Below are 25,535 nucleotides of genomic sequence, written 5' to 3' on the forward strand. Positions count from 1 at the left end.
GAGTCAATACTCATGGCTGCAGGTAAAGAGATACGTGGCAAGATCAAAAGCGTAGAAAATACGAAGAAGATCACAAAGGCGATGGAAATGGTCGCCGCATCCAAAATGCGCAAGGCGCAAGACCGGATGCGTGCGGCTCGTCCATACAGTGAAAAGATTCGTACGATCACTGCTAACTTGTCACAGGCCAACCCAGAGTACACGCATCCTTTCATGGTGCAACAGGATCAGTCCAAAAAAGTGGGCGTGATCGTTGTTACGACAGATAAAGGTCTGTGCGGCGGTCTCAACACTAACGTGTTGCGTCTGGTCACCAGCAAGATGCGTGAACTCGAAGGCAAGGGTTCAAAGATAGAAGCGGTCGCAATTGGTAATAAAGGTCTCGGCTTCCTGAATCGCGTAGGTGCGCAAGTGGTTTCCCATGTGACACAACTGGGCGACACTCCTCACCTCGACAAGCTGATCGGTCCAGTCAAAGTACTGCTGGACGCGTATCAGGAAGGCAAGCTGGACGCGGTTTACCTGAGTTATACCAAGTTCATCAACACCATGAAGCAAGAGCCGGTACTGGAGCAGTTGCTGCCCCTGACATCGGACAAACTGGCGACAGATAAAAATGCCCATTCCTGGGATTATCTGTACGAGCCAGATGCTGCAACGGTCATTGATGAATTGTTGATACGCTATGTAGAAGCGTTGATTTTCCAAGCTGTTGCGGAAAATATGGCTTCTGAACAGTCGGCCCGTATGGTGGCGATGAAAGCGGCAACAGATAACGCAGGTAACGTGATTGGTGAGTTGAAACTGGTTTATAACAAAACCCGTCAGGCTGCCATTACCAAAGAGCTCTCCGAGATCGTCGCCGGCGCGGCAGCGGTCTAAACTGAATTTAAATATTAAGAAGGAACGAACATGGCTAATGGCAAAATCGTTCAGTGTATCGGCGCTGTTGTGGACGTTGAATTTCCACGCGACGCGATGCCTAAGGTTTACGATGCCTTGAAAATGGAAGGCTCCGAGCTGACTCTGGAAGTGCAGCAGCAATTGGGTGACGGCATCGTCCGTACCATTGCTCTGGGTACTTCTGATGGTCTGCGTCGCGGCATGACGATCACCAACACTGGCAACCCCATCATGGTACCAACCGGCAAAGCAACGCTGGGCCGTATCATGGACGTACTGGGTAACCCTATCGATGAATGCGGTCCTGTCAGCCTCGAGCAGACAGCATCCATCCACCGTAAAGCCCCTGCTTACGACGAACTGTCCCCATCCCAGGAATTGCTGGAAACCGGTATCAAGGTTATTGATCTGGTTTGCCCATTCGCCAAAGGTGGTAAGGTTGGTCTGTTCGGTGGTGCGGGTGTGGGCAAGACCGTTAACATGATGGAACTGATCAACAACATCGCCAAGGCACACAGCGGTTTGTCCGTGTTTGCCGGTGTGGGTGAACGTACTCGTGAGGGTAACGACTTCTACCACGAAATGGCTGACGCTAAAGTGGTTGATCTGGAAAATCCAGAAAACTCCAAAGTAGCGATGGTGTACGGTCAGATGAATGAACCACCAGGCAACCGTCTGCGCGTTGCTCTGACAGGTCTGACGATCGCTGAAGGTTTCCGTGACGAAGGCAAAGACGTTCTGTTCTTCGTGGATAACATCTACCGTTACACACTGGCTGGTACTGAAGTATCCGCTTTGCTGGGTCGTATGCCTTCCGCCGTGGGTTATCAACCTACACTGGCTGAAGAAATGGGCCGTCTGCAAGAGCGTATTACTTCCACCAAAACTGGTTCCATTACGTCCATTCAGGCCGTGTATGTTCCAGCGGATGACTTGACCGATCCATCTCCAGCAACTACGTTTGCTCACTTGGATTCCACCGTTGTTCTGTCCCGTGACATCGCTTCCCTGGGTATCTACCCTGCGGTTGATCCACTGGATTCCACATCCCGTCAGCTCGACCCACAAGTGGTCGGTGCAGAACACTATGAAACAGCCCGTGCTGTTCAAGGTACTTTGCAGCGCTACAAAGAATTGCGTGACATTATCGCGATTCTGGGTATGGACGAATTGGCTCCTGAAGACAAACTGCTGGTGGCACGTGCACGTAAGATGCAGCGTTTCCTGTCTCAGCCTTTCCACGTTGCTGAAGTGTTTACCGGTTCCCCAGGTAAATACGTTTCGCTGAAAGAAACGATCCGTGGTTTCAAAATGATCGCTTCCGGCGAACTCGATCACCTGCCAGAACAAGCGTTCTACATGGTTGGTACTATCGACGAAGCAATCGAAAAAGCGAAAAAACTGGCTGCTTAATTGCAAACAGGGCGGTGCAGTTGACAGATTAACTGCACCATAGCTTTTTTGAGCGAATAATAAGGGTCCAACATGGCACACACTATTCACGTTGACGTGGTTTCCGCAGAAGAGCTGATCTTCTCCGGTGAAGCCGAATTCGTCGCGTTGCCGGGTGAGGCTGGTGAATTGGGTATCTATCCTAAACATACACCACTGATTACCCGCATCAAGCCGGGTGCGGTGCGCATCAAGGTTACAGGCCAGGCTGAAGACGAATTTGTTTTCGTTGCCGGCGGTCTGCTTGAAGTGCAACCCAATGCAGTGACTGTTTTGGCTGATACAGCGATTCGCGGCCACGATCTGGACGAAGCCAAAGCCAACGAAGCCAAGAAACTGGCAGAACAAGCTTTGGTCAATCGTGATTCCAAGATTGACTATGCGCAAGCACAGGCAGAACTGGCATCCGCGATCGCCCAACTGGCAGCGATACAAAAATTGCGTCAAAAGCGTTAATGCGTGAGCGGTTCACTCCGCTGCGTATCAAGTAAGCACGTATGAAAACTAAAGGCAGCCAAGGCTGCCTTTAGTTTTTTGCGCTTGTCCCATCATCAGTAAAGTGCTCAAGCTGTGCCATCGCCATCGCAGATGCGAGATGTACAGCGACATTTGATCACACTCACTGATATTGCCTTGAGGGTATACGCTTGTTCTGCAATTTGTCCATGCAGTGTTTTAGGTTTAAAGTTTGAAATTCAAGCGCACACTCAAAAGGGTGTGGGATTTGTTGAGGTTTTGCTGCCGCACTATGCCATCGATGCTGGCATATTCCGTCACGCTGACTCTGCTGTCTGCCAGGACGTTTGCCACATTGATCGTCAGCCTGGTTTCAGGAGTGAATTTCCAGATGGCACCCGCATTCAGGCTAAATTCCCGGGGGGAGAAAATGCGCTGTTGTGCATTCACACGTACCCAGTTACCAGGCATCCAGTTGGCATCAATATCCAGTTTTAAAGGCCAGGCTTTGGCGGTGTAGCTCGCACCCAGTTTGGCATTCCATGGTGTTTGCTTGTCAGTCAGCATGTCCAGCCCTGAACGCATATTTACCCTGGAATCGGCCAGCCCAAAGCCTGCACGCACGCTGGCATCTGGTGCCCGTGCATTCAGGTCACGCAAAGCCAGCTGCAATTCCATGTCGATGCCATGCACACTGGCATCCCCAAAATTCACCGGACGACTCACATAGCGTGCCTGATTTGACCAGGCCACATTGTCGAGTCGTATTTCCGAGCCACGCTTTTTATCGATATCCCGTGTGTACAGCCCTATGGATAGCAGGCTATTCGCAGCCAGATCATATTCGTAAGTGAGATTGATGCTCAAGGCGCGCTCAGGCTGTAAATCAGGATTGCCAGAACTGTCCGCCGTTTCTATGCCATTTGCAATACACACACGATTTGCCATGCAAGGAGCCAAAGTATTAATGACAGGGCGTTGCATCAAATCGCCGGAGTGTGGTGCATTAAACGAGCGTGCCAGACTAAAGCGCACTCTTTGATCACCATCTGCATTCAGTTTTTTTTGTACATGCATGGATGGCGACAGCACACGGTAGAGCGCACGGGTGTGATAATTCTGCTCTTGCAGATCCAGTTCTGTCTGTTCCCCGGATACACCCATATTCAAGAACAGACTATCACCAGGGCGCCAGTCATCTTGCAAAAACCAGCGGGTTTTGGTTTCGACCAGACTATAAGGCGCATTGAATTCATCAAGACCAATGTCACGATTGCCGTTAAGCCAGTGCTTTTCATCAGAGCTATCACTACTGCGTGTCAGATGCATGCCGGCCTTGATTTCATGGACATCGGCCAGCACGGTTTTATAGTCAAGCTTGAATGTATCTGCATTGCCTGAGCTATCTGCAGCACTACGGCGCAGGCTGATTCCAGGGCCGCTGCGGTATTCATTCCTGACTGTTTCGTTGCGGCCACGGTGACGGTTTGCTTGCCCTAGTAGTGTTAGCTGACTTTGTTCATCAAGACGAAAAGTCCAGCTCAGCGGCAGGCTCAGTGTTTCGGTATTTCCATGAAAAACTTCATTCATCTCCAGGCTGCTGCCATTATCCCATGTGCGAATATCTGCATTTTCCCAAGTGCTGGTGCTGGCATTAATAGCTGGCGAAAAGACGATCTGGTAACGCTGGCCGGGGCGCCAGATAATATTTCCTGATACACCCAGAGTTGCAAAGCGGTTGCTTGTCGCAAGCTGTCCTTGCAGTTGCTGTGTCATGCCAGGCAGCGAGGAGACAGAAGTCTGGCTCAGACTGCTATTACTCTCCATGGTTTTGTAGGAGGAAGACATTTGCATATTCATGCTTAGAATATCTTCATCTTTTCCACGGCTCAAAGACGAAGAAATACTGACACCTGATTGACCTGCACTGCTATTGTAAGCAGCCCTTAGGTCTATCTTTTTCTGCTCGGGTATGATTTTGCGGGTGATGATATTGATGGTGCCAGCAATACCATAGGGGCCAAATTCAGCGACTGTGGTCTTGATGATTTCAATTTTATCGACAAGTTGCAAATCAAGGTCTGCGGGATTCTGATTTTTGGCGGGGGGCAAACCATCGATCAAAAATTGCGTATAGGCAGGGTCGCGAAGTGCGCCCAAAGTGCTGGGCAGCCCTGGTTCGCGCGCCAGCAAATCACCGACCTTCTCGACGCCACTTTCTTCTATGCGCTTGCGGCTTATTGTCATTTTGCCCGCGGTAGAGTCTCGTCTGGCATTCATATCAGTTTGCCCACCAGTCACGACGACTTGTTGCGGTATGGTTTGTTCCAGCGGTGCTTCACCTGCCTTTGTGCCAGGTGTCAGCAAAGCCAGAGTCAGGCCACAGACAAGAGTTGACCTGGTCAAAACTGTATACTCATAGTGTTGGGGCAGAGACTTGATGTTGATTTTGATCTGCCTGTCATAATCAAAACTATTGTAAATTAGCTAGGACTTACGCGAAACCGCCCCAGCTGCGTTGCAGCTCCCGCATTTAGCAAATTCGGTACTAAAGTACTGTCTTCGTCGCTGACGTCTTGCTGGGACAATTTTGCTTAAGTCCTATTAGCAAAACAGGACATTAGCAATTACCCAATATGAGTGTCAATAACAAACACGCGATAGATGACAGACTCGCGGATAATCTCAAAAAGTGAAAGCAGGATAATATGGCTACAAATCAAACTGACTTGATCGCCAGCATATTGAATAAAAGTAAAATCATTGCCGTCGTCGGCCTGTCCTCAAAAACTTCGCGCCCCAGTCATGGCGTGGCTGCCTATATGCAGGCACATGGTTATCGCATCATCCCTGTCAATCCGCGTGAGGCAGGGAATATCATACTGGGTGAGTATTGTTATGCCGACCTCATCACCGCCGCAGAAGAACACCGTATCGATATCGTTGATTGCTTCCGCAACGCGGCGGACATTCCACCCATCGTGGAAGAGGCGATACAGATAGCGGCGCCTTACCTGTGGATGCAATTGGGCATCGTCAATGAAATTGCTGCTGCCAGGGCAGAATCAGCGGGTATCAAAGTCGTCATGGATAAATGCATCAAGATAGAGCACCTTTACCAGCGTTGATATTGCAGATGATGTCGATCGCTGGCCCTTGCACTTAAGTATTTCGCAGGCGTGATTTCATCATGGACTCAAGCATCAATGGTCATTCGTAAAAAGCCCGGTGCGGCTCTGTATATATCAGCTTTAATGACTTGAGCAGTTTGTATATGATAGCCGCCAGCAGTACGTAGGCATAACCAAGCAGCAGGCTGTATAAGCCGCCGATAATAAATACATTGAACAGGTCAGCGATATCCATGCTTCTGTTGTTGATGATCATCATGACCGCAGCACAAGTACCAAACGTCAGCGCCATGACGAATGGTGAAAAATGGCAATAGAAAACGAACTTGTCTTCGTCCAGTCGAAAAAAAACAATGCCGGACATCAGCAGCACCAGCAAATAAGGTATGCCGCCAATGATCATCGCCCCGACCAGAAAGCGCGACAGTTCGCGCAGCGTTCCAAATTGCGCGAATGTGAAAGTGAGCAAGCTCAGGATGACGGGCAATAACAAGGATGCCAGATAATAAGTCTTCTTTCGCATCTTATGGGCAATGAATTTCAAGCATACTTAAGGGATAAACAGTATGGCTGGATTTGGTTTGCATGCAGATTGTGGAGCTTTCATATTATCATCAAAATAATTTCTCTGATCCAGGAGAACTTTCCTTTGTGAGCCAACAACAATGAATGGGGACTTGAATGACAGTTGCAGACTTGTTTCGTGTAGGTAAAGGCTTTCAGGTCAGGGACGCCGACGCCAGTAAAAAATTGCTGGGCACGGCAGCTACTGAAAAGAATGGGGACAAGGCAGCCGACAAGCTGACCACCTTGAAGCTGGCTGAAGAAATTTCTGATCTGCAAAACCTCCTGTATGCAGGTCGTCAGTACAAGTTGCTTGTCATCCTGCAGGGTATGGATACCTCAGGCAAGGATGGTACGGTCAAAGGTGTATTCGGACAAATCAATCCTTTGGGGGCCCGTACGGTTGCCTTCAAGGCCCCGAGTACTGAAGAGAAGAACCACGATTACCTCTGGCGTGTCCACAAAGAAGTGCCAGGCAATGGTGAGGTCGTCATTTTCAACCGCAGCCATTATGAGGATGTCCTGATCACCAGGGTACATAACTGGATAGACCAGGCTGAATGCGAGCGACGTTATGCACAGATCAATGATTTCGAGCGCATGCTCAGTCAGACCGGTACAGTCATTCTGAAGTTTTTCCTGCACATTTCCAGGGATGAGCAAAAAGCTCGGCTGGAAGAGCGCCTGGCTGACCCCGATAAGCACTGGAAATTCGACCCGCAAGACCTGGCCGAAAGAAAGTACTGGGCGGATTATCAAAAGGCGTATGAAAGAGCGATTCTGGCGACGGACTGTGACCACGCACCCTGGTATATCATCCCGGCAGATTCCAAGACCCATAGGAACCTGGCCATTGCCAGTATCGTCCAGGAAAAACTGGTCAGCATGAAACTGAACTATCCGCCTGGCAATCCCGAATACAGCAAGATCAAGGTTGAATGATCTCAACTTATCTGCCTGAATTGCTGGCCCTGCCGTTGTATCCCTTGCTGGTCTGGCAGGGGCGTCGCACCCGCGCAGTCACGCCGCGTTTGCCGGAAGCCAGTGGTTTGCCCTATGGTCAGGCGGGAGCATGGGACAGTGATCGCAGGTTGCGCCTGCTTGGCATAGGTGAGTCGCCGGTGGCCGGAGTAGGGGTCCATACTTATCAACAGGCAATCACGGCGCAATTGGCCCAGTGTCTGTCTGACAGTCTGAAGCGCAATGTCGAATGGGTGGCGGTCGGACAAAATGGAGCAAAGTTGGCAGATGCACAAGCCAACTTGCAGAAAGCTTTACCCGATCTGGCTACCGGGCAAGACTGGGATGTGGTGTTGCTTGCCTTTGGTGTCAATGACACCAGCAGTTTTTGCTTGCCACACCGTTACCGGCAAGAATTGGCCGGGCTTGTTGATATCTTGCAGAAGTCACAAAAGTCACAAATGCGCATTATTGTTTCTGGAGTTCCTCCCATGCAATATTTCCCGGCCTTGCCATGGCCTCTGCGTACGGTCCTGGGGGTGAAAGCGCGGGTTCTGGATCAGGTGGTTTGTCATTTTGCTAGCAATAAGCCAGAAGTCTTGCATTTGACTATGCAAATGGATTTTAAAGATAAGCGCCTGATGGCCGAAGATGGCTACCATCCGTCAGCACTTGGCAACACAATCTGGGCACGCCAATTATCGCAAGTATTTCTTGAAAATCGTCAAGAAAAATAATTGTAGTTTGCTACTTATGCACAATTAAGCCTGCCTGCTATTTATCCACAAAATTCGATAATTATTAGAAATTACGGATCACTATCAATAAAATCAATGACTTATGTAGCTTTCCTGTTAACCGAATTTAAAAATAATCAGTAAACCGGCATTTTGTCATTTCTATCCACAAAGTTATCCACAGTTTATTCCTGGAAAAATTTGCCAGAAATAGTGGCACTTCATCACGCTTCTTATTGCAGATCAGGTGCCGATACGGGCCGCATAGGCGATAATGTCACTTATACAGAAATTGACAGCATGCGCTCCCATCATCCTGGAATAAAAAGGCGCAGCATTACCGAAAGCTCTTATGTCCCTGAATTTTGCTCCACTCAAAAACGATACCTTCCTGAAAGCCTTGCTGCGTCAGGAAACCGATTACACCCCATTATGGCTGATGCGCCAGGCAGGCCGTTATCTGCCGGAATACCGCGCCACCCGCAAGGGGGCGGGTTCTTTTTTGAGCCTGGCAAAAAATCCCGATTTTGCCACTGAAGTGACTTTGCAACCGATAGATCGCTATGGCCTGGATGCTGCCATCCTGTTTTCTGACATTCTGACCGTGCCTGACGCCATGGGCCTGGGCCTGTATTTTGAAGAGGGCGAAGGTCCCAAATTCGAGCGGCCGCTCAAAGATGAAAAAGACGTCATGGCATTGAAAGTGCCAGAAGCTGGCAGCCTGCAATATGTGTTTGATGCCGTAACGCAAATCCGCACGGCTCTTGATGGCCGCGTGCCACTGATCGGTTTTTCCGGCAGTCCCTGGACGCTGGCCTGCTATATGGTGGAAGGCCAGGGCTCACGCGACTTCCATACCGTCAAGAGCATGATGTACAAGCGCCCGGACCTGATGCACCATATCCTGCGCGTCAATGCCGATGCTGTCGCTGCTTACCTGAATGCACAAATCGACGCAGGCGCCCAGGCCGTGATGATTTTCGACAGCTGGGGCGGGGCGCTGGCGGATGCCGAGTACCAGCAATTCTCCCTGTCTTATATGCGCGACATCGTTGGTCAGTTGCAAAAAGAGAAGGATGGCCAGCGTATTCCAGCCATCGTCTTCACCAAAGGTGGTGGTTTGTGGCTGGAGCAGATCGCTGACATCGGCGCGGATGCCGTCGGCCTGGACTGGACCGTCAATCTTGGCCAGGCACGCGCCAGGGTCGGTGACAAAGTCGCGCTGCAAGGCAATCTTGACCCCGCTGTACTGTTTGCCGAACCTGAACAAATCCGTCAGCAGGTGATCGCCGCTCTGGATGCCTATGGCAAGCCGGCAGCCGGTCATGGCCATGTATTTAACCTTGGTCACGGAATCTCCCAGTTCACACCGGTGGAATCAGTCAGTGTGCTGGTAGAAACCGTGCATGAATACAGCCGCAAGCAACGTGGCTGAGGTGCATTGAAATTGCACTGATAGTTGAATAAGCTGGCTGACGCAACACAAGTATATTTAATTTATACGGTTTTTCTCCCGTATGGTGCGGCTGTCAGCTTGATTGCTCATGCCTTCAGTGCAAAAAGATTGCTGAATCATTCGCTGATAAAACAGCAAGAGCCCGACAGGCACGCCCTTGCTTCATGTTGCTGTGCAAAACATAGCATTGGTGTGCTTTTCCAGCCGGAATACTGTGGAAAACCAATAAAACAGATGCATTGAATTTTTGCATTTATATGCACATTTTCTGTCACTTATGCACAAAATCGGGGCGATAAAAAAATAATTTGTAAAAATTTTTTTGTTCCCAGGCATTTTTTATAAGTCATTGATTTTAAACGATTTAAATCTTTGCTTATGGATAGGGTATTTTGCGTAAACCCCCGTAAACGCTAGCGAAAACCGATGTCAAGAGACCTTTCTCCACAAAGTTATCCACAGAAACTGTGGATATGTAAAAAAGCCTTATGAAATCAATACTTAGCGCTAGTTTTCAGGGTTACACCTAGATCGTGAAACAAGTCTATTTACGCGTTGTGCTCGATACGCCACTTGACACGAGCTTTGATTATTGCTGGTCTGCAGCAGACGATGAAGGAGGGCTGCTGCCACAAGCCGGGCAACTGGTGGCCCTGCCATTTGGTCGTCAGGAAGTCGTCGGTCTGATCCTGGAAGTGATGGCCGAGACAGATGTGCCTCCGGCCAAATTACGCGACGTGCTGGCTGTCAGGCATGAGTTGCCCGCCCTTAGCAGCCAGTGGCTGGAACTATGCCGTTTCGCTGCTGAGTATTATCAACGACCGCTGGGGGAAGTGGCCCTGCCAGCCTTGCCCAAAAACCTGAAGGCGATCAAGACGATCTCTTTGCAGCGTGCCATCAAAAAGCTGGCCAAGTTGCCGGTGCAGGATGATGTCAGGCCCGGTCCCGAACCCCGGCTTAACCCCGAGCAACAAGCTGCTGTTGATGCCGTGGTGCAGGCCCGGGGCTTTGCTCCACACTTGCTATTCGGGGTGACCGGCAGCGGCAAAACCGAGGTGTACTTGCAAAGTACAGCCCGCATACTGGCACAGTTACCCGACGCTCAGGTGTTGATACTGGTGCCGGAAATCAATCTGACCCCGCAGCTGGAGTCGCATATACGGGCCCGTTTCCCTGGCCTGATGTTATCCACACTGCATAGCGGCATGGCTGAAGGTGAGCGCTTGCTACATTGGCTAGCAGCACATACCGGTCGTGCGCGTATTGTACTTGGTACCAGACTGGCGATGCTGGCTTCGCTGCCGAACCTGAAACTGCTGATTATCGATGAAGAGCATGACCCTTCCTACAAGCAACAGGAAGGCCTGCGTTATTCGGCGCGCGACCTGGCAGTCTGGCGTGCCCACCAGCTTGCCATCCCGGTTTTGCTGGGGTCCGCGACGCCTTCGCTGGAAAGCTGGCAACGTGCCCAGACCAGACGGTATAACTTGCTGGAGCTGCGCGAGCGTGCCGTCCAGAATGCAGTCTTGCCCATCATCAAGATCATCAACCTGGAAAAAGAAAAACCCAGTGAAGGTTTGACGCAAAGACTGATTAACGCGATAAATCTGCGTCTGGAGAAAGGTGAGCAATCACTACTCTTCCTGAACCGGCGGGGTTATGCGCCCGTGCTGGCTTGTGATGCCTGTGGCTGGATCAGTGATTGCAGCCGTTGCACTGCGCATCTGGTCCTGCATAAAGGTGATCATCGCTTGCGTTGTCATCATTGCGGGTTGGAGCAACGCATACCGCGCGCCTGCCCGACCTGCGGCAATATCGATTTGCAACCGTTGGGGCGCGGTACCCAGCGGCTGGAAGAAAGTCTGGCCGCTTTCTTCCCGGCGGCCAGGGTATTTCGCATCGATGCCGACTCGACCAGGCTGAAGGGCAGCGCCGCTGCCGCCTTTGAACGTGTACATGCCGGTGAAGTCGACATCCTGATCGGTACACAGATGGTTGCCAAAGGGCATGATTTTAAGAACCTGACCCTGGTGGCTGCCCTCAATCCTGACGCAGCCCTGTTTTCACAAGACTATCGCGCCAGCGAACGCCTGTTTGCCCAGCTGATGCAGGTAGCTGGCCGGGCCGGACGGGCTGCGCAAGCAGAGGGGGGAAATGCTTCCGAAGTGCTGGTGCAGACCCGCTACCCCGATCATCCTCTTTATCATGCGCTGATGGCGCACAACTACCCGGACTTTGCCAAGGACTTGCTGGCTGAGCGCCAGCAGGCACATATGCCGCCCTTCATGTATCAGGCCTTGTTGCGGGCAGAAGCCAGGGAACTGGAAACCGCAATCGCCTTCCTGAAACAGGCAGCAGTTTGCACTGAACACCAGGGCATCATGATCAATGACCCCATCCCCATGACCATGACGCGGGTGGCCAATGTGGACAGGGCGCAATTACTGGTGGAGTCGGTTTCGCGTCCGGCGCTGCAAGCCTTCGTCAAAGCCTGGATCGCTGATTTACGCTCCATGAAAAGCCGGGTAAGATGGTCAGTCGAAATCGACCCTGTGGATATCTGAGTACTTTTCCACATCCGACCCACATGCAGATCATTGATGGGCAAACGCATCTCACACTTTGCATATGCGCGGCTTGTGAATAACCACAATATGGGATGATGATGGCAATCAGTTAAAATCGGCGATTCCGATCAATCAATGCATACCAAGATTGCGCCATGCCACTGAGCCCTTACCTGAATAACTTTCCTCACATATCGCCGGGTGCGTATGTCCATCCAAGTGCCCAGATCATCGGTGACGTCCAATTGGGCGCGGACAGTTCGGTCTGGTGCAATGCTGTCCTGCGCGGTGATGTGAACCATATACGCATAGGCCACAGCAGCAATATCCAGGATCTGGCAATGTGCCATGTCTCGCATAAAAATGCCGCAAAACCCGATGGTTCACCCCTGATCATCGGCAATTATGTGACCATCGCCCATGCGGTCATTTTGCATGGCTGTGAAATACGTGACGAATGCCTGATCGGCATGGGCAGCATCATCATGGATGACGTGATTGTCGAATCCCGGGTGATGGTCGGCGCTGGTAGCCTGGTGCCGCCGGGTAAGGTGCTGGAAAGCGGCCATTTGTACCTGGGACGGCCAGCGGTCAAAGTGCGCGCACTGAGTGCAGAAGAGATCAGCCATTTGAGATATTCTGCCGAGCACTATGTGCGTATCAAGAACAATTACCAGGGTAGTGATCAATAGCCGCATCTGTTTTCAAGATCCAGCTATCCACATTGATTTGCGCGAATTGGACTGGTAAAACCGGCAGTACATATCAAGGACCACAACAAGAAATTGTTCATGGCTTTTCCCTGATGCCAAGCTCTATGATGGTGTTCCGGTTTTTTCAGACACAATACGGAGTTTCCTGCACAAGTAGGACTTGCAAAAAATTGTCCCAGCAAGGCGCTGCAACACAGATGGGGCGGTTTTGCGCAAGTCCAAACAAGAAAGGTTTGGCAGCATGAATGACAATACAGCAAGGCATGGCGAATACTGGATCAGCACTGACCACGACAAGATCGATGTCGATGTCGTCCATCAATTCCTGAGCAAGGAAAGCGGCTGGGCCAATGGCATCTCACGCGAACTGGTCGAAGAATCCCTGCGACATTCCTTATGCTTTAGCGCCTTTCAGCAAGACAGGATGGTCGGTTTTTGCCGCATCATTACCGACATGGCAACCTTTGGCAACCTGGTCGATGTGTTTGTCGTGCCTGACATGCGCGGCCACGGTATTTCCCGCCTGCTGATGGATGAAGTCATGGCCCACCCCGTTGTCCGCAAGCTGCGTCGCTTTACCCTTGCCACATCTACCGCGCATGGCCTGTATGAAAAGTATGGCTTCACACCTCTGAGCAAACCAGGGTCCTTCATGGAAGTCTACAAGCCAACGATTTATCTCGATGCGCAATAGGCCACTGATAGCAAGCAGTTAAGGCTTGCTGCTGGTTTCGTAATCAAATCTGCCCACGTTTGACGCATCGAAATACATGAGCATCTGACGGTGGTCACCTGCCTTGATGTCCGTGATCTTCTTGACGACCTGGTCACTGTTCTTGACCTGGTCATGGTATTTTGCTTCCACCTCATAGCTGCCAGCCGGCAGGGCGATGAACAACCAGGGACCATCCATAGTGGCGGTCAATACTGTTTCATGGTTTTTGGCATTGCGCACGGTGACCCTGATATCGGCCAGATAGGCACCTGACTTGTTTGCCACCGTATTGACCCACAAACTGTAGGATTTGGCCTGCTGTTGTAACTCTTCACGTTCCGAGCCGCCTATGCCGCCTGATACGCAGGCTATGCCCTGGCTGCTACAGCTGGTGCCGGCTGCCTGCACTGGCTGTGTGCTGGCAAAACTGATACCCAGCGCCAGCAAAAAAGCCTTGATTGCCAAAGAAATTTTCATCTGACATCCCACCCTTTCTTGTGCAAAATTTTCTGACTAATATGAAGAATATAAGGGAGCAGCGAGTCGATAACCTGACTTACATCAATGATGCATCAATGCTGCAACAAACCGTGCCAGGCATGCATGAAAACCTTGTCTGAAGCCAGGGGTTTGCGGCATATTGAATACAGGCAATACCAGTCAGGGAATCGCCGAGTGCGCTTTCAATAAATATAATAATTGTAATTTTGGTCAAGATATCATGAAGCCCCAGTCCACAACCATAAAAACCATGATGGCCAGCCGGATTTTCCGGCAGAATCTACAGTCAATCCTGCCGACGGCTCTGCTGATGACGGCAATGCTGCTGTCACCAGCAGTGCAGGCGATAGAGTCGGCGCAGGATCTCAGGGCGATTTATGAAAAGACGGTGATACAGCAAGTCAATCCGCCTGAAGAAGAATTGCAGGCCTACACGGACATGATGGCAGGAGCCTTGAACGGGGCCGGGGTGAGCAATCTGGCATCCCAGTTCATCATGCTGGTGGACCGCAACCCCAAGGTACAGGTGGGCATACTGTTCTGGATAGATGCCGAAGGCGTGGCCCAGTTCATGGGGGCTTCGCCGGTATCGACAGGGCGCGGTACCGGTTTTGAGCATTTTGAAACACCGACCGGCGTTTTTGCCCATACCGTCGCTAATCTCGATTACCGCGCCGAAGGCACAAAAAACAGTAAGGGCGTGCGCGGCTATGGTGAGAAAGGCCGGCGCGTCTTCGATTTTGGCTGGCAGCCGGCAAAAAAAGGCTGGGGTGACAAACAGATCGCCCCCATGCGTTTTCAGGTGCACGCTACTGACCCCCATGTATTGGAAAGCCGCCTGGGGACGGTGCAGTCCAAGGGTTGCGTACGCATACCGGCAACCCTGAACCAGCTGTTGGACCGCTATGCCCTGCTTGATGCGGACTACAATGCAGCCGTGGCAGAAGGACGCAAATTCTGGGTGCTCGATAAAAACCGCGAAGACAATCGCTGGGCCGGCAAATACCTGGTCGTGGTCGACAGTGCCCGTGACCTGAAACCGGACTGGACCATTGCCGCTGTCCGGCAGGCGGTCAAGCGTCAGTAATATACAGACATGCCCGGTAAGCGCAGACATACAGACAGGTAAGCAGGCCAGAAATGATTTAACATGAGTCCGTCCGGGTTTTCATTACGCTGGTTTTTATAAGTCCTATGAGGGAGTGTTCATGTCTGTCAACACATGGCTGTTATACGTATTTGCCGTCCTGGTTCTGACCATTACGCCTGGCCCCGCTGTGCTGATGTGCATTACCAACAGCATCAACTTCGGTTCACGCATGACCATGTTCCCGGCACTGGGCAATATCACTTCTCTGATCGCCATCATGAGTTGCTCTGCCATCGGCCTGGGGGCGATACTGGCGACTTCGGCACTGGTATTCACTGTCATCAAATATCTTGGCGTCGCTTATCTGCTGTATCTGGGCATCAGCAGCCTGCGTTCGAAAAGTACGGACTTTGTCCTGCCGACAGAGACGGACATGCGCGGCACCCGCCTGCGTCTGTATGTCAAAGGCATGCTGGTCGGCGCCAGCAACCCCAAGGCTCTGCTGTTCTTTACGGCATTTTTCCCGCAGTTCATCAACCCGGCTGCGGCAAAATTGCCGCAATTCCTGGTGCTGGGTTCGACCTTTGTCTTTTTTGAATTCAGCGTGCTGATGTTATATGCCGTGTTTGCTGCACGTCTGGGGCCATGGCTGCGATCCAGGGGTAAGGCAAGAATGTTCAACCAGGTAAGCGGCGGTATTTTTGTCGGCGCTGCCGCCTTGCTGGCAACAGTCAAACGGGCGCATACCGATTAAGCTTTTGCGGAAGGGCCGGCAATGAGGCTTGCACAGGATGAAATCACGATGCTGGACAAATTGAAACTGGTCGCCCTGGCAGCCGGTCGCCAGCTCATCACCAAAGCACTCTACCTTTACTATGCCGCACAAAGGCAGGACACACCGGCCTGGGCCAGGTCAGTCATGTTCGGGGCGCTCGCCTATTTTATTTTCCCGCTCGATGCGATACCTGATGTACTGCCAGTGATAGGTTATACCGATGATCTTGGCGTACTGGCGGCAGCAATTGCCACAGTCAGTTTCTATATCAATGATGAAGTGAAGCAGGCCGCCGAGCAAAAACTGCAAACCTGGTTTGGCAGGAGCAGGGCCTGAAACAGTTCTGGATGCCTGCCATGCAGATAATGATCAAGAAAATAATTTAGCTCCCCTGGAATTTATGTATCATCTGTGCCTCATTCAATTCATTTTGTGCGGCCATGTACACGTCCACTTTCACCTTCAGGAAAAAACAATACGACGAGGCTTTTTACCAGCTCGACGATAAAATTGCCGTACTGGCCAAATCCATCCCCGGCTATCTCGGTGAAGAGACCTGGGAAAATACCGCAACTGGCCAGATCTCCAATGTTTATTACTGGGACAGCCTGGAAGCCTTGCAGTCACTGATCAGCAACCCCGTCCACCAGCAAGCCAAGGCGGCCCAGGCGCAATGGCTTGACGGTTACCAGGTTGTCGTGGCCCAGGTCATGCGCAGCTATGGTGATGGCAAGCTGGAACATCCATGCACAGACCGGCTGCAACATATGCACCACGCCTGATACTATGAAAGACGGCAGATGGGCGATATGATTGTCGAAATTATCATGTGACAACCTCACGGTATGGCGTGCCTGTGGATAAATACCGGCAGGGCTTTACTCCCAACTACTACGGACAGACATGGTCACCAATCCTGTCAGCATCAAACCCCTGCTCTACCAGCCACCGCAGAATGAACGTGAACTGGTGCTGGCCTGGTTGCGTCGTGCCCGCGAATCGCAGATGGCCCATTATGAAATGGCCAACCAGCTGGCGACACGCGAACGCTGGCTTGGCGTGCCTGTCATCCTGATCACCACTATCATCGGCACTTCTGTCTTTGCCTCGCTGACAGCCAGCACCATAGCGCCCGAAGCCAAGATCATTGTCGGTCTGCTCAGTGTGCTGGCTGCCGTCATGTCCAGTCTGCAAACCTTCTTCAAGTATTCTGAGCGGGCAGAAAAACACAGGTCGACAGCCGCCCGTTTTGGCACCATACGCAGAAAACTTGAAGTCATCTATGCCGAGCATGCTGAGACTGAAGACCATCATTATGTGACTGCCATGCGCGAGGAGCTTGATCGCCTGGTCGAAGAAGCACCCCACGTACCTGTAGACGTATTTGAAAAAATCCAGAAAAATGTCTTTTATACCGGCGATCATCGTGAGCAGGCCTGAAGGCAAGGCAGGGAGTCTATCCATGAACAAACTCTGGCGTAGTAGTTTGCTGGCAGCGGGCCTTTGTGCTGCCTCATCATCTTTTGCAGCAAGCACAGAAAATGCTGACGAGGCAGCCCTGATGGAAAGAGTGAATGGCTTCTATAGCTGGGTGCTGAAAAATGGCAAGCAGGTCGATCAATTGCAGCCAGTGATCAGGGATATCCCCAAGAGCAAGAAGTTTGTGCTCGATACCCGTCATCTCAAGGCGTTCACCGGCAAATTCATTGCTTCTGGCCATTTCACCCCCGGTTTCCCGGCGCTGGTGAACAGCTACTATGACAAATACCGGCAACAGTTCGCCGCCTACAGCGATGCGGAATTTGCCCAGATTGCCAGGGATGGACGCGGCCCGTTGATGGATACGGAAGACATGGATATCTTCTTCTGCGCCCAGGAATATGAATATACCAAAGACTTTATCGGCAAGATGAAGCCAAAGACGATCAAGATTGATGGGGACCAGGCCAGCATGATCGTGGTATCCGATTACCAGTGGGAAACCGAGTTCAGGTTTGTCAGACTCAACGGCAAATGGCTGATTGCCGGATATTGCGTGTTCAAGTAGGGGAGGCGGACCGGGGTTTGACCTGATGCAGGCCTGGTCCGTGCTATATTAGAAACTACTAACCAGAATCAGGACTATGAGCGGCCCCACTACAGTCATCATCTCAGGCGACCCCCTGCTTATTCTGCTATCGGCAGCAGCCATACGTGCCGCCCTGGTCATCGCCCAGGCGCATCAGAATGCCAATGCCCTCAATACCAGGCAAATCGAGCAGCAGACAGCTTTGCAAAACCAGTTGCAGGCTGCTGCCTTGCAGGGGCGGCAGGCTTTGCAGGAACAATTGCAGCTGGCCGAGCAGGAATTTGCCCAGCTGAGCGCCCTCGCTGAAAAAATAGGCTGTAGCGCGCAAGTCCTGGCGGCCAGACCCGTATTGCCGGCAATAGCAGAAAATGAGCAGGAATTACTTCACTATGTCCATGCACTGAAGACTCTTGCCTACGAGTTGCGCCCAGTGCTGCTGGAAGAATCAGCGCGCCGCGCCGATGCATTGTTTGACGACAGTGATGCGAACCTGCAGACCGCCAGCGCAGCAGCGTTGCCGCAGAGCCGGCTGGCCCGTCTGCTGAAACGTATCGCGCATATACAGGATATTCCACAGAACATACAGGAACTGGCAAAAGAGCTGGAGCAGGCCTTGCCAGGCGAGCGTGCCGACCTGCTGGCCAGCGAGTTGCGGGTACAGATACAAGCCCTGCTGGCAGCCGAGCAAAAACGCCAGGTCGACGAAGCCCAGGCCCTGATACTGGAACAGACCCTGCAAGATCTTGGTTACCAGGTGGAAGAAATCGGCCACACCCTGTTTGTTGATGGCGGTGTCGTGCATTTTCGCCGCAGCAGCTGGGACAAATACATGGTGCGCATGCGCATTGACGCCAAATCCGGGCAAGCCAATTTCAATGTCATCCGTGCCGTGAAAGAAGGTGAAAACGAGCGCAGCGTGCTTGACCATCTGGCCGAAGACCGCTGGTGCAGCGAATTCCCTGCCCTGATGGCAGCGCTGGAAGCACGCGGCATCCATATGCAGGTAACACGTCTGCTGCAAGCCGGTGAGTTGCCGGTACAGCTGGTGGTGGAAACCAAGCTGCCACAGTTTGCAGAAGAAGAGCAAACTGAAAGTCATACCCGTTTGATGGCGAAAAAATTACCATGAATGTTCCTGAAACACGCTGGCTGCTTGACCTGCAACGCCTGCTGCCCATACGTTCGCATTTCGTGATTTCTGGCAGCATACGCGACAATTTTCTGGTTTCACTGGATGCTGCCGTGATCAGCACAACCAATCCATCGGCCAGCGATATCGTCAGCACTGCCACCCTGGTCCCGCTCAATCGCGCCTTATGGGAATCCATGAAGCGTAATGACTACCGGTTTTTACTGATTTATGACCCTATCGATGGTTTGCGCGTCTATCCGGATGAGCCTGCCCAGCGCGATCTGGCTACACGCCTGTTTGATCTGAAACTGGCAGACGGCTGCCAGCAGCTCAGCCTGGAAAGCCTCAGCAAGCTCATGAAGCGACTGAGCACAGAGAAGGAAGTACGCTGCGCCATGGTGCTGGACTTTTCTTCGCGTATCCCGCGCAAGGCTGAGCAGTTGAGTGATGCTGAGCATCGTTTTTTTGTCGCGGCGGAAAAACTCTCCCTCAGTGCCAGCGCGATAGTACCGCGCGATGCAGGCGGCTTGCCACAATACAATCCCGTACTGTGGCTGGTGAACCGCGCCCAGGATCTGCCATCCTGGTTCACGCTCGATAGCGAAAGGGTGGCCAGCCTGGTCATCAGCAAACCTGATTTTGAAATGCGTCAGGCTGCCGCGCTGCAACTTGCCCCTTTGTTTAAAGGTTATGCAGATGCTGCTGCTGCCGTGCGTACCCAGTTTGTCAAAAGCTTTACCGAAGGCACAGAGGGCATGTCGCTGGCGGCGCTGTCGGATATCACCGAGCTGGCAGACCGGCAAAAGCTCGGCATTACGGATATAGAAGATGCAGTGCGCTGCTATAAAGTAGGCGCTCTCGACAACCCCTGGCGCAAGGATTACCTGCGTAAGAAAATACGTGATGGCCAGAGCTTTATCGAAGAGCGTGTCAAGGGCCAGCATCCGGCGGTGGTGAAAACCCTGGACATATTGAAGCGCTCGGTCATGAGCTTGACCGGGGCGCAGGCGCGTTCTGGCGGCAGCCGCCCGCGTGGCGTTTTGTTCTTTGCCGGCCCCACTGGTGTGGGTAAGACCGAGTTGGCCAAGACCCTGACACAACTGGTGTTTGGTGATGAGCGCGCCTACCTGCGTTTTGACATGAGCGAGTTTGCTGAAGAACATACCAGTGCCCGCCTGCTTGGTGCGCCACCTGGCTACGTTGGTTTTGACGCCGGTGGCGAGCTCACCAATGCAGTCAGGCAAAAACCTTTTTCTGTCGTGCTGTTTGATGAAATCGAAAAAGCCCATCCGCGCATACTCGACAAATTTTTGCAGATACTCGAAGACGGCAGGCTTACCGATGGCCGTGGCGATACTGCTTATTTTTCTGAAACCATTCTGATTTTTACCTCGAATCTCGGCATTTATGTTGAAGATCGCCAGGGTGAGCGCAGTCAGAATGTAAAACCCGGTGACAGTTATGAAACCGTGGAATTCAAGGTGCGCGAAGCCATAGGCAATTACTTCAAGTTCAAATTGTCGCGGCCAGAATTATTGAACCGCATCGGTGACAATATCGTGGTCTTTGATTTTATTTCTGCTGAAGTGGCTGGTAAAATTTTTGATGGCATGTTGCGCAATGTGGCACGTCGCCTGCAGGAAGAACTCAATCTGCAACTGGCCATGCCGGCAGCGGTGCGTGAAGAATTGCTGGCGCGCTGCATACGTGACCTCAGCAATGGCGGGCGTGGTGTTGGCAATCAGCTGGAATCAAACTTCATCAATCCCCTGTCGCGCGCCCTGTTTGAGCTGGAACTCGAAGGCAAGCAACGCGTCACCGTCATGGCAATTACCGAAGCCGATAAAGTCATCAGCCTGAACCTGCAATTGACATGAAGATTGCGATCAACAAAGCCCATTTTCCAGTCACTGTCCTGGGACCGGGTCGCCGCATAGGCATATGGTTACAGGGTTGCAGCATAGGTTGCAAAGACTGTGTGTCGCAAGATACCTGGGCCAGGGACAGCAGTAAAGAGATGACGGTGGCACGCCTGCTGAGCTGGTGCCGCGAGGTTAGCGCGGGACAGTTTGACGGCATCACTATTTCTGGTGGTGAACCGTTTGACCAGCCGCTGGCGCTGAAGGCCTTGCTTGATGGTTTGCTGCACTGGCGCAGTACGGCCGGGCTTGACGTGGACATTCTGTGTTACAGCGGTTATCCACTGGCTACCTTGCAAAAGAAACATACTGTCTTGCTGGAAAAACTCGATGCCCTGATACCTGAGCCCTTTGTCGCCAGCAGGCCTTTGACCCAGGCCTGGCGCGGCTCGTCCAACCAGCCCCTGGTGTTATTGTCCGATAGGGGCAGGGCGCGCATGCAAGCCTATGTCGACGCACCCATCACCGAGCATGACAAGCGCATACAGACCATGGTCGACGGCCAGCGTGTCTGGTATGTCGGCATACCGGGGCGCGGTGACATGCAGGCGCTGGAACAGCGTTGCGCAGAACGCGGCTTGCAGTTTGAACACGCCAGCTGGAGATCATAATTGAGTCAGCTGTATATACGTCGCTGCCCCGCATGTGAGACGGAGAACGCGCCTGAAGTCATGCGCTGTCAATGTGGCAGCCTGTTGTCGGGCATCGATCTGACAGAGAAGCGGGAAGCTGTAATAACATCATCAGTACCGCTGCAAACGTCGCCGCCAGCGCCCTTGCCAGCAGCGGCAGAGACGCAGCAGGCGATGCTCTGTGGCTATGACGATTGCGCGCAAACCAGCCCGCCTGGCAGTCAGCTTTGCCTGTATTGCAACCGCCCATTCGCTGTGCTGCCTGCAGCATTACCTGCATTGATGCCAGCGTCGGTACACGCACAGCCCGGTCGACAGATACAAAGCCTGTTATCACTGCCAGCCAGCTTGCGTGACCGCTTCCAGATCGTGCGGCCGCTGGCGACACAGGGGGCTGAAGCAGAACTCTTGCTGGTGCAGGATGTGACGGACGCGACTTTGCGCGTGGCAAAAATATACCGGCACGGCATCCATACCAAATCCGAAGTCAGCGAAAGACTGAAGGCGGTACCGGCAGAACACCGTGTGGTCGTGTTCGAATCCGGCCTGTCTGACGGCCATGCCTATGAATTGATGGAGTATTGCGAACTGGGTTCGCTGCGCCAGTTTATGCAAAAAAACATGCTGCCGGCCAGCAGGATGGAAAGCATCGTGCGTGAACTGACTACCGCTATTGCCAGCGTGCATGCGGTCGGCCTGATCCACCGCGACCTCAAGCCGGAAAACATCTTGCTGCGCACTCTGGACCCGCTCGACCTGGTGCTGACGGACTTTGGTATTTCTTCAGTACTCGATGCTACTCAAAGACTGACCGGTACGGCGCGCACCCTGCCTTATGCCTCGCCAGAAAGCCTGTCCGGGGTCATTGACGCCAAGGCCGATTTCTGGGCGCTGGGCATGATCATCCTGGAACTGACGCTGGGCCGTCACCCATTCGCCAGCCTGTCAGAAGCCGTTATCCTGCATTACCTGACCACGCGTGAGATAGAACTCAATGCCGTGCATGACAGCTATCTGCGCAAACTCTTGCGTGGCCTGCTGCTGCGTGACCCCAAGGCACGCTGGGATGAAACCCATATCATGCGCTGGCTGGCCCGTGACCGCAGCCTGCCTGACCCGGTCGAAACCATGGTCATGGCCGGTTTTCGCGAACCCTATCACATTGGCAATGATATCTGTCATACCAAGGAGCAACTGGCCGTTGGCCTGGCGCGCAACTGGGACGATGGTGTCAGGGATATCTCGAATGCCCAGTTGCTGTCCTGGTTCCGCGATGTGCAAAAAGACCAGAATGCCGTACGTGTCCTGCTCGACATGCGCCAGGACAAAAAACTCTCGGTTGATGTGCAGTTGCTGCGCCTGATCCTGCACCTGGCGCCGGGCATACCACCGGTATGGCGCGGCGAATCGATAGAATTGCCAGGCATACTTGCTTATGCCAACAAGGCGTTGAAGGGCGATGAAGCTGCGGCATCCTGGCTGCACCAGATCTATAACTATGGTGTGCTCGATACCTATGCGGATGCCGGTAACAAGGAGGTTGCCGGCATCGTCGGGAAATGGCCGCAAGCCTGCCGGCAGATAGAGCGCGAATGGCAAGACGCCCACAAGTTGATCGATGAGCAGACTGGCAAGCAGTTGCCAGGTGAACATCACAACATCGACAAACTCATGTATGGCCTGGAAGTCAATAACAATGCACCTTTGTATAAGTTGCATGCGCGCATCTTGGCCCTGGCCTATGATGAGCGCTGGCCAGATCGCCTGCGCAAGCGTCTGGTTGTTGCCTACGCGGGTTTGCAGGCTTACTGCCCCTGGCTGTCAGCCCTGGGCGACATTGAGCAGATGCAGCCGGCGTCCCTGCTGGTGGCAGAAGCCATGCTGCCCGAGGCCCAGCAGGCAGCAGAACGCCAGCAAAAGGCCGACGCCTGGAAAAAGAACAGCGAACAGGAAGAGGCGCAAGCCATCAAACAGGAAGTTCTGCAAAGCATCAGGGCAGTACGTATTGCCGCTACGGATAACCTGTTGCTGACCAATGCCGCCGTCGACCTGCGTGCTGCGCTTGACCAGTATTATGAACTGCTGATACGCCTGCGCGCATCGGGCAGTATCGAGCCAGGCTGGCAAGAGGCAAAAAAAGCAGCTCTCAGGGTGGAACATATTGCGGCAAAACTCAGCAAACTCGTTGATGCCCTGGCTGTCAGGCGTGCAGAGAATGAGGGCTGGAGCGCCCATGAATTGCAAATCGCAGTTGCTCTTGTCATGGTGGCTATCCCTATCTTTTTCCGCACCAGGGGTTTATACCTGGCCCTGGCGGCTTTTGCTGCCGTCGCTGCCTGGCGATATGTACCCAACCTGCTGACCATGCGAAAAATCCGTACCCTTGGTGAACAATTATAAAACCTGATGAGGAATGACCATGCCCGCCATCTTTGACAAACTGAATCTGAAAGACCAGGGCGAAATTCTGGTCATGAATGCACCGGCTTCTTTTGAGGCAGAGCTCGATTCCTTGCAAGGCGTCAGCATCGTCAGGGATGTGAAAGCGATCAAGAAAATCGGCTTTGCACTGGTGTTTGTCAGCAAGCAGCAGGAACTGGACAAGGTGTCGGCAGCCCTGGCCAAAAAAGTGGAGGGCGACGCTTTGCTATGGTTTGCCTATCCCAAGGGGACATCCAAAAAATATCAATGTGAATTCAATCGCGACAGCGGCTGGGATGTGATCAGGGCGGCGGGGTTTGATAGTGTGCGTATGGTGGCGATTGATGAGGATTGGTCGGCGTTGAGGTTTAGGCATACGGATTTTATTAAGCGTTGAGATGTAGGGTGTAGCGGTTTTTTTCTTTATGAGGATGTCAAGCATTCACAAAGCATGCTTTGCACCATCAATTTCTAAGCTGCTTGCAAGCAGCGTAGTGGAATGGTTGGGATGGGGATGGGTTTTCTGCGCAATGTGATTGTCTTTTTAACGTGCATTCGTTGATTGAAGATTGCCGGCCGGTGGTAGACCGGCGACTACTTACCTTTTTGCTTCGCCAAAAAGGTAAGCCAAAAAGGGTTGAAGCACTGCTTCAACAAGGCGTCGATTCCACTGCGCCGCTTGCAGGCGGCTTAGATGCTGGCAGCGCAAAGCGTGCTTTGCGAAACCCTGCCAACATCCCCCTAAAGGGGGTTCCCTTTGCTGCAAGTCAAAAAATGGGAAGGCTCGAAAACTCGCCTTCGGCCTTGCCCTTAGGAACATGCGCTTGCAAGCGCATGCCGTTACGCAGGCGTGCAGCATGCTGCACGAAACCCCTGCTGCACCTCAAACATCGATCCTTCTTTTTCCATTTTCTGCCTTGCAGCAAAGGCATCGACACATCGGAACTACTAAAGTCAAAAACTAAAATCAACAACAGCAACAGCAACAGCAACTTCAAAAACACCTCCAACACGACCTCTATACGTGTAATTTGATGTATTGTCGGCTATTCCTTTTGCCAGTCCTGATGAAATTGCCTCTTGGATTTGATTTTTCAATAGCAAATCATGCATGTCTTCATAGAGCAAATCCTGTATATGAAAACTGTGATAGTCCTCATTTCGCTATCGACCCGCGCTTTTGCCGGTACGGCCTATACTGAAGGCTGGCGTGGGTTTGCGGGCTGTTGGGTTTGGGTTGCGGTGCATCATATTTTCAAGCGAAGATAGCCAACATCATTTTCCTGATATAGAGGCCAGCACAGCCAGTGCTAACCTCGCCGCATAAGAATTTCATACCGGAG

At 52.3% G+C, this 25,535-nt stretch carries 25 protein-coding genes; 21 read left to right on the forward strand and 4 right to left on the reverse strand.

Going from position 1 to position 25,535, the window contains the following annotated elements; all coding sequences use genetic code 11:
* Positions 1-12 precede the first annotated feature (12 nt).
* The 3 genes from atpG (at position 13) to LZ463_RS20960 (ending at position 2,811) form a co-directional block, all read left to right on the forward strand.
* The gene (gene atpG / locus LZ463_RS20950) at positions 13-882 is read left to right on the forward strand and encodes a F0F1 ATP synthase subunit gamma (protein ID WP_241458089.1); all 870 of its coding nucleotides are present in this window, start codon (positions 13-15) and stop codon (positions 880-882) included.
* A gap of 30 nt (positions 883-912) precedes the next feature.
* The gene (gene atpD / locus LZ463_RS20955; RefSeq protein WP_241458091.1) at positions 913-2,316 is read left to right on the forward strand and encodes a F0F1 ATP synthase subunit beta; all 1,404 of its coding nucleotides are present in this window, start codon (positions 913-915) and stop codon (positions 2,314-2,316) included.
* Positions 2,317-2,388: 72 nt separating this feature from the next.
* On the forward strand, positions 2,389-2,811 hold the full coding sequence (locus LZ463_RS20960; RefSeq protein WP_241458093.1) for a F0F1 ATP synthase subunit epsilon: 423 nt from the start codon (positions 2,389-2,391) through the stop codon (positions 2,809-2,811).
* Positions 2,812-3,036: 225 nt separating this feature from the next.
* On the opposite strand, the gene LZ463_RS20965 is transcribed toward LZ463_RS20960, so the two are convergent.
* A complete protein-coding gene (locus tag LZ463_RS20965; protein WP_241458095.1) occupies positions 3,037-5,217 on the reverse strand; it encodes a TonB-dependent receptor plug domain-containing protein in 2,181 nt (726 codons plus the stop codon).
* 302 nt (positions 5,218-5,519) lie between these two features.
* Here LZ463_RS20965 and LZ463_RS20970 point away from each other — a divergent pair, with 302 nt between their 5' ends.
* Positions 5,520-5,939, forward strand: a complete 420-nt coding sequence (locus LZ463_RS20970; RefSeq protein WP_241458097.1) for a CoA-binding protein — start codon at positions 5,520-5,522, stop codon at positions 5,937-5,939.
* An 82-nt stretch (positions 5,940-6,021) separates the two neighbouring features.
* Here the strand turns inward: LZ463_RS20970 and LZ463_RS20975 are convergent, their stop codons facing one another.
* On the reverse strand, positions 6,022-6,465 hold the full coding sequence (locus LZ463_RS20975; protein WP_241458099.1) for a hypothetical protein: 444 nt from the start codon (positions 6,463-6,465) through the stop codon (positions 6,022-6,024).
* A 158-nt stretch (positions 6,466-6,623) separates the two neighbouring features.
* Here LZ463_RS20975 and LZ463_RS20980 point away from each other — a divergent pair, with 158 nt between their 5' ends.
* From LZ463_RS20980 to LZ463_RS21005, 6 genes are all read left to right on the forward strand, one after another.
* A complete protein-coding gene (locus tag LZ463_RS20980) occupies positions 6,624-7,448 on the forward strand; it encodes a PPK2 family polyphosphate kinase (protein WP_241458101.1) in 825 nt (274 codons plus the stop codon).
* Positions 7,445-8,203: an SGNH/GDSL hydrolase family protein gene (locus LZ463_RS20985; protein WP_241458103.1), complete on the forward strand. Its 759-nt coding sequence runs from the start codon at positions 7,445-7,447 to the stop codon at positions 8,201-8,203. Before LZ463_RS20980 ends, LZ463_RS20985 begins: the two co-directional genes overlap by 4 nt.
* Positions 8,204-8,555: 352 nt before the next feature.
* Positions 8,556-9,638 (forward strand): uroporphyrinogen decarboxylase, encoded by a 1,083-nt coding sequence (gene hemE, locus LZ463_RS20990; protein ID WP_241458105.1) that lies wholly within the window; start codon positions 8,556-8,558, stop codon positions 9,636-9,638.
* A 554-nt stretch (positions 9,639-10,192) separates the two neighbouring features.
* Entirely contained in the window at positions 10,193-12,223 is a 2,031-nt protein-coding gene (locus LZ463_RS20995; RefSeq protein ID WP_241458107.1) for a primosomal protein N', read from the forward strand.
* A 158-nt stretch (positions 12,224-12,381) separates the two neighbouring features.
* The gene (locus LZ463_RS21000; protein ID WP_241458109.1) at positions 12,382-12,918 is read left to right on the forward strand and encodes a gamma carbonic anhydrase family protein; all 537 of its coding nucleotides are present in this window, start codon (positions 12,382-12,384) and stop codon (positions 12,916-12,918) included.
* 262 nt (positions 12,919-13,180) lie between these two features.
* Positions 13,181-13,633, forward strand: coding sequence for a GNAT family N-acetyltransferase (locus LZ463_RS21005; RefSeq protein WP_241458110.1), 453 nt, complete (start codon positions 13,181-13,183; stop codon positions 13,631-13,633).
* Positions 13,634-13,651: 18 nt separating this feature from the next.
* On the opposite strand, the gene LZ463_RS21010 is transcribed toward LZ463_RS21005, so the two are convergent.
* Positions 13,652-14,131 (reverse strand): carboxypeptidase-like regulatory domain-containing protein, encoded by a 480-nt coding sequence (locus LZ463_RS21010; RefSeq protein ID WP_241458112.1) that lies wholly within the window; start codon positions 14,129-14,131, stop codon positions 13,652-13,654.
* Positions 14,132-14,375: 244 nt separating this feature from the next.
* Between LZ463_RS21010 and LZ463_RS21015 the strand changes: the two genes are divergently transcribed.
* The 11 genes from LZ463_RS21015 to LZ463_RS21065 all read left to right on the forward strand — a co-directional run bounded on the left by LZ463_RS21015 (position 14,376) and on the right by LZ463_RS21065 (position 24,589).
* On the forward strand, positions 14,376-15,242 hold the full coding sequence (locus tag LZ463_RS21015) for a L,D-transpeptidase (protein ID WP_241458113.1): 867 nt from the start codon (positions 14,376-14,378) through the stop codon (positions 15,240-15,242).
* Between the two features lie 121 nt (positions 15,243-15,363).
* Complete coding sequence (locus tag LZ463_RS21020; protein ID WP_241458115.1) at positions 15,364-15,999, forward strand: LysE family translocator; 636 nt, start codon at positions 15,364-15,366, stop codon at positions 15,997-15,999.
* Positions 16,000-16,020: 21 nt separating this feature from the next.
* On the forward strand, positions 16,021-16,356 hold the full coding sequence (locus LZ463_RS21025) for a YkvA family protein (RefSeq protein WP_241458117.1): 336 nt from the start codon (positions 16,021-16,023) through the stop codon (positions 16,354-16,356).
* Between the two features lie 104 nt (positions 16,357-16,460).
* Entirely contained in the window at positions 16,461-16,802 is a 342-nt protein-coding gene (locus LZ463_RS21030; RefSeq protein WP_241458119.1) for an antibiotic biosynthesis monooxygenase family protein, read from the forward strand.
* Positions 16,803-16,923: 121 nt separating this feature from the next.
* Entirely contained in the window at positions 16,924-17,460 is a 537-nt protein-coding gene (locus LZ463_RS21035; RefSeq protein WP_241458121.1) for a DUF4231 domain-containing protein, read from the forward strand.
* Between the two features lie 22 nt (positions 17,461-17,482).
* The gene (locus LZ463_RS21040; RefSeq protein WP_241458123.1) at positions 17,483-18,067 is read left to right on the forward strand and encodes a hypothetical protein; all 585 of its coding nucleotides are present in this window, start codon (positions 17,483-17,485) and stop codon (positions 18,065-18,067) included.
* A gap of 76 nt (positions 18,068-18,143) precedes the next feature.
* Entirely contained in the window at positions 18,144-19,217 is a 1,074-nt protein-coding gene (locus LZ463_RS21045) for a hypothetical protein (protein WP_241458125.1), read from the forward strand.
* Positions 19,214-21,097 carry an AAA family ATPase gene (locus tag LZ463_RS21050; RefSeq protein WP_241458127.1) on the forward strand — a complete coding sequence of 628 codons (1,884 nt, stop codon included), beginning with the start codon at positions 19,214-19,216 and terminating at the stop codon, positions 21,095-21,097. Before LZ463_RS21045 ends, LZ463_RS21050 begins: the two co-directional genes overlap by 4 nt.
* Entirely contained in the window at positions 21,094-21,750 is a 657-nt protein-coding gene (locus LZ463_RS21055; protein ID WP_241458129.1) for a 4Fe-4S single cluster domain-containing protein, read from the forward strand. The genes LZ463_RS21050 and LZ463_RS21055 overlap by 4 nt, the downstream gene beginning before the upstream one ends.
* Positions 21,751-24,171 (forward strand): protein kinase domain-containing protein, encoded by a 2,421-nt coding sequence (locus LZ463_RS21060; RefSeq protein WP_241458131.1) that lies wholly within the window; start codon positions 21,751-21,753, stop codon positions 24,169-24,171.
* A 19-nt stretch (positions 24,172-24,190) separates the two neighbouring features.
* Positions 24,191-24,589: a hypothetical protein gene (locus LZ463_RS21065; RefSeq protein ID WP_241458133.1), complete on the forward strand. Its 399-nt coding sequence runs from the start codon at positions 24,191-24,193 to the stop codon at positions 24,587-24,589.
* 557 nt (positions 24,590-25,146) lie between these two features.
* Here the strand turns inward: LZ463_RS21065 and LZ463_RS21070 are convergent.
* The gene (locus LZ463_RS21070; protein ID WP_241458135.1) at positions 25,147-25,305 is read right to left on the reverse strand and encodes a hypothetical protein; all 159 of its coding nucleotides are present in this window, start codon (positions 25,303-25,305) and stop codon (positions 25,147-25,149) included.
* Between the last annotated feature and the right edge of the window lie 230 nt (positions 25,306-25,535).

The organism is Undibacterium paludis, from assembly GCF_022568815.1.
GTDB lineage: Bacteria > Pseudomonadota > Gammaproteobacteria > Burkholderiales > Burkholderiaceae_D > Undibacterium.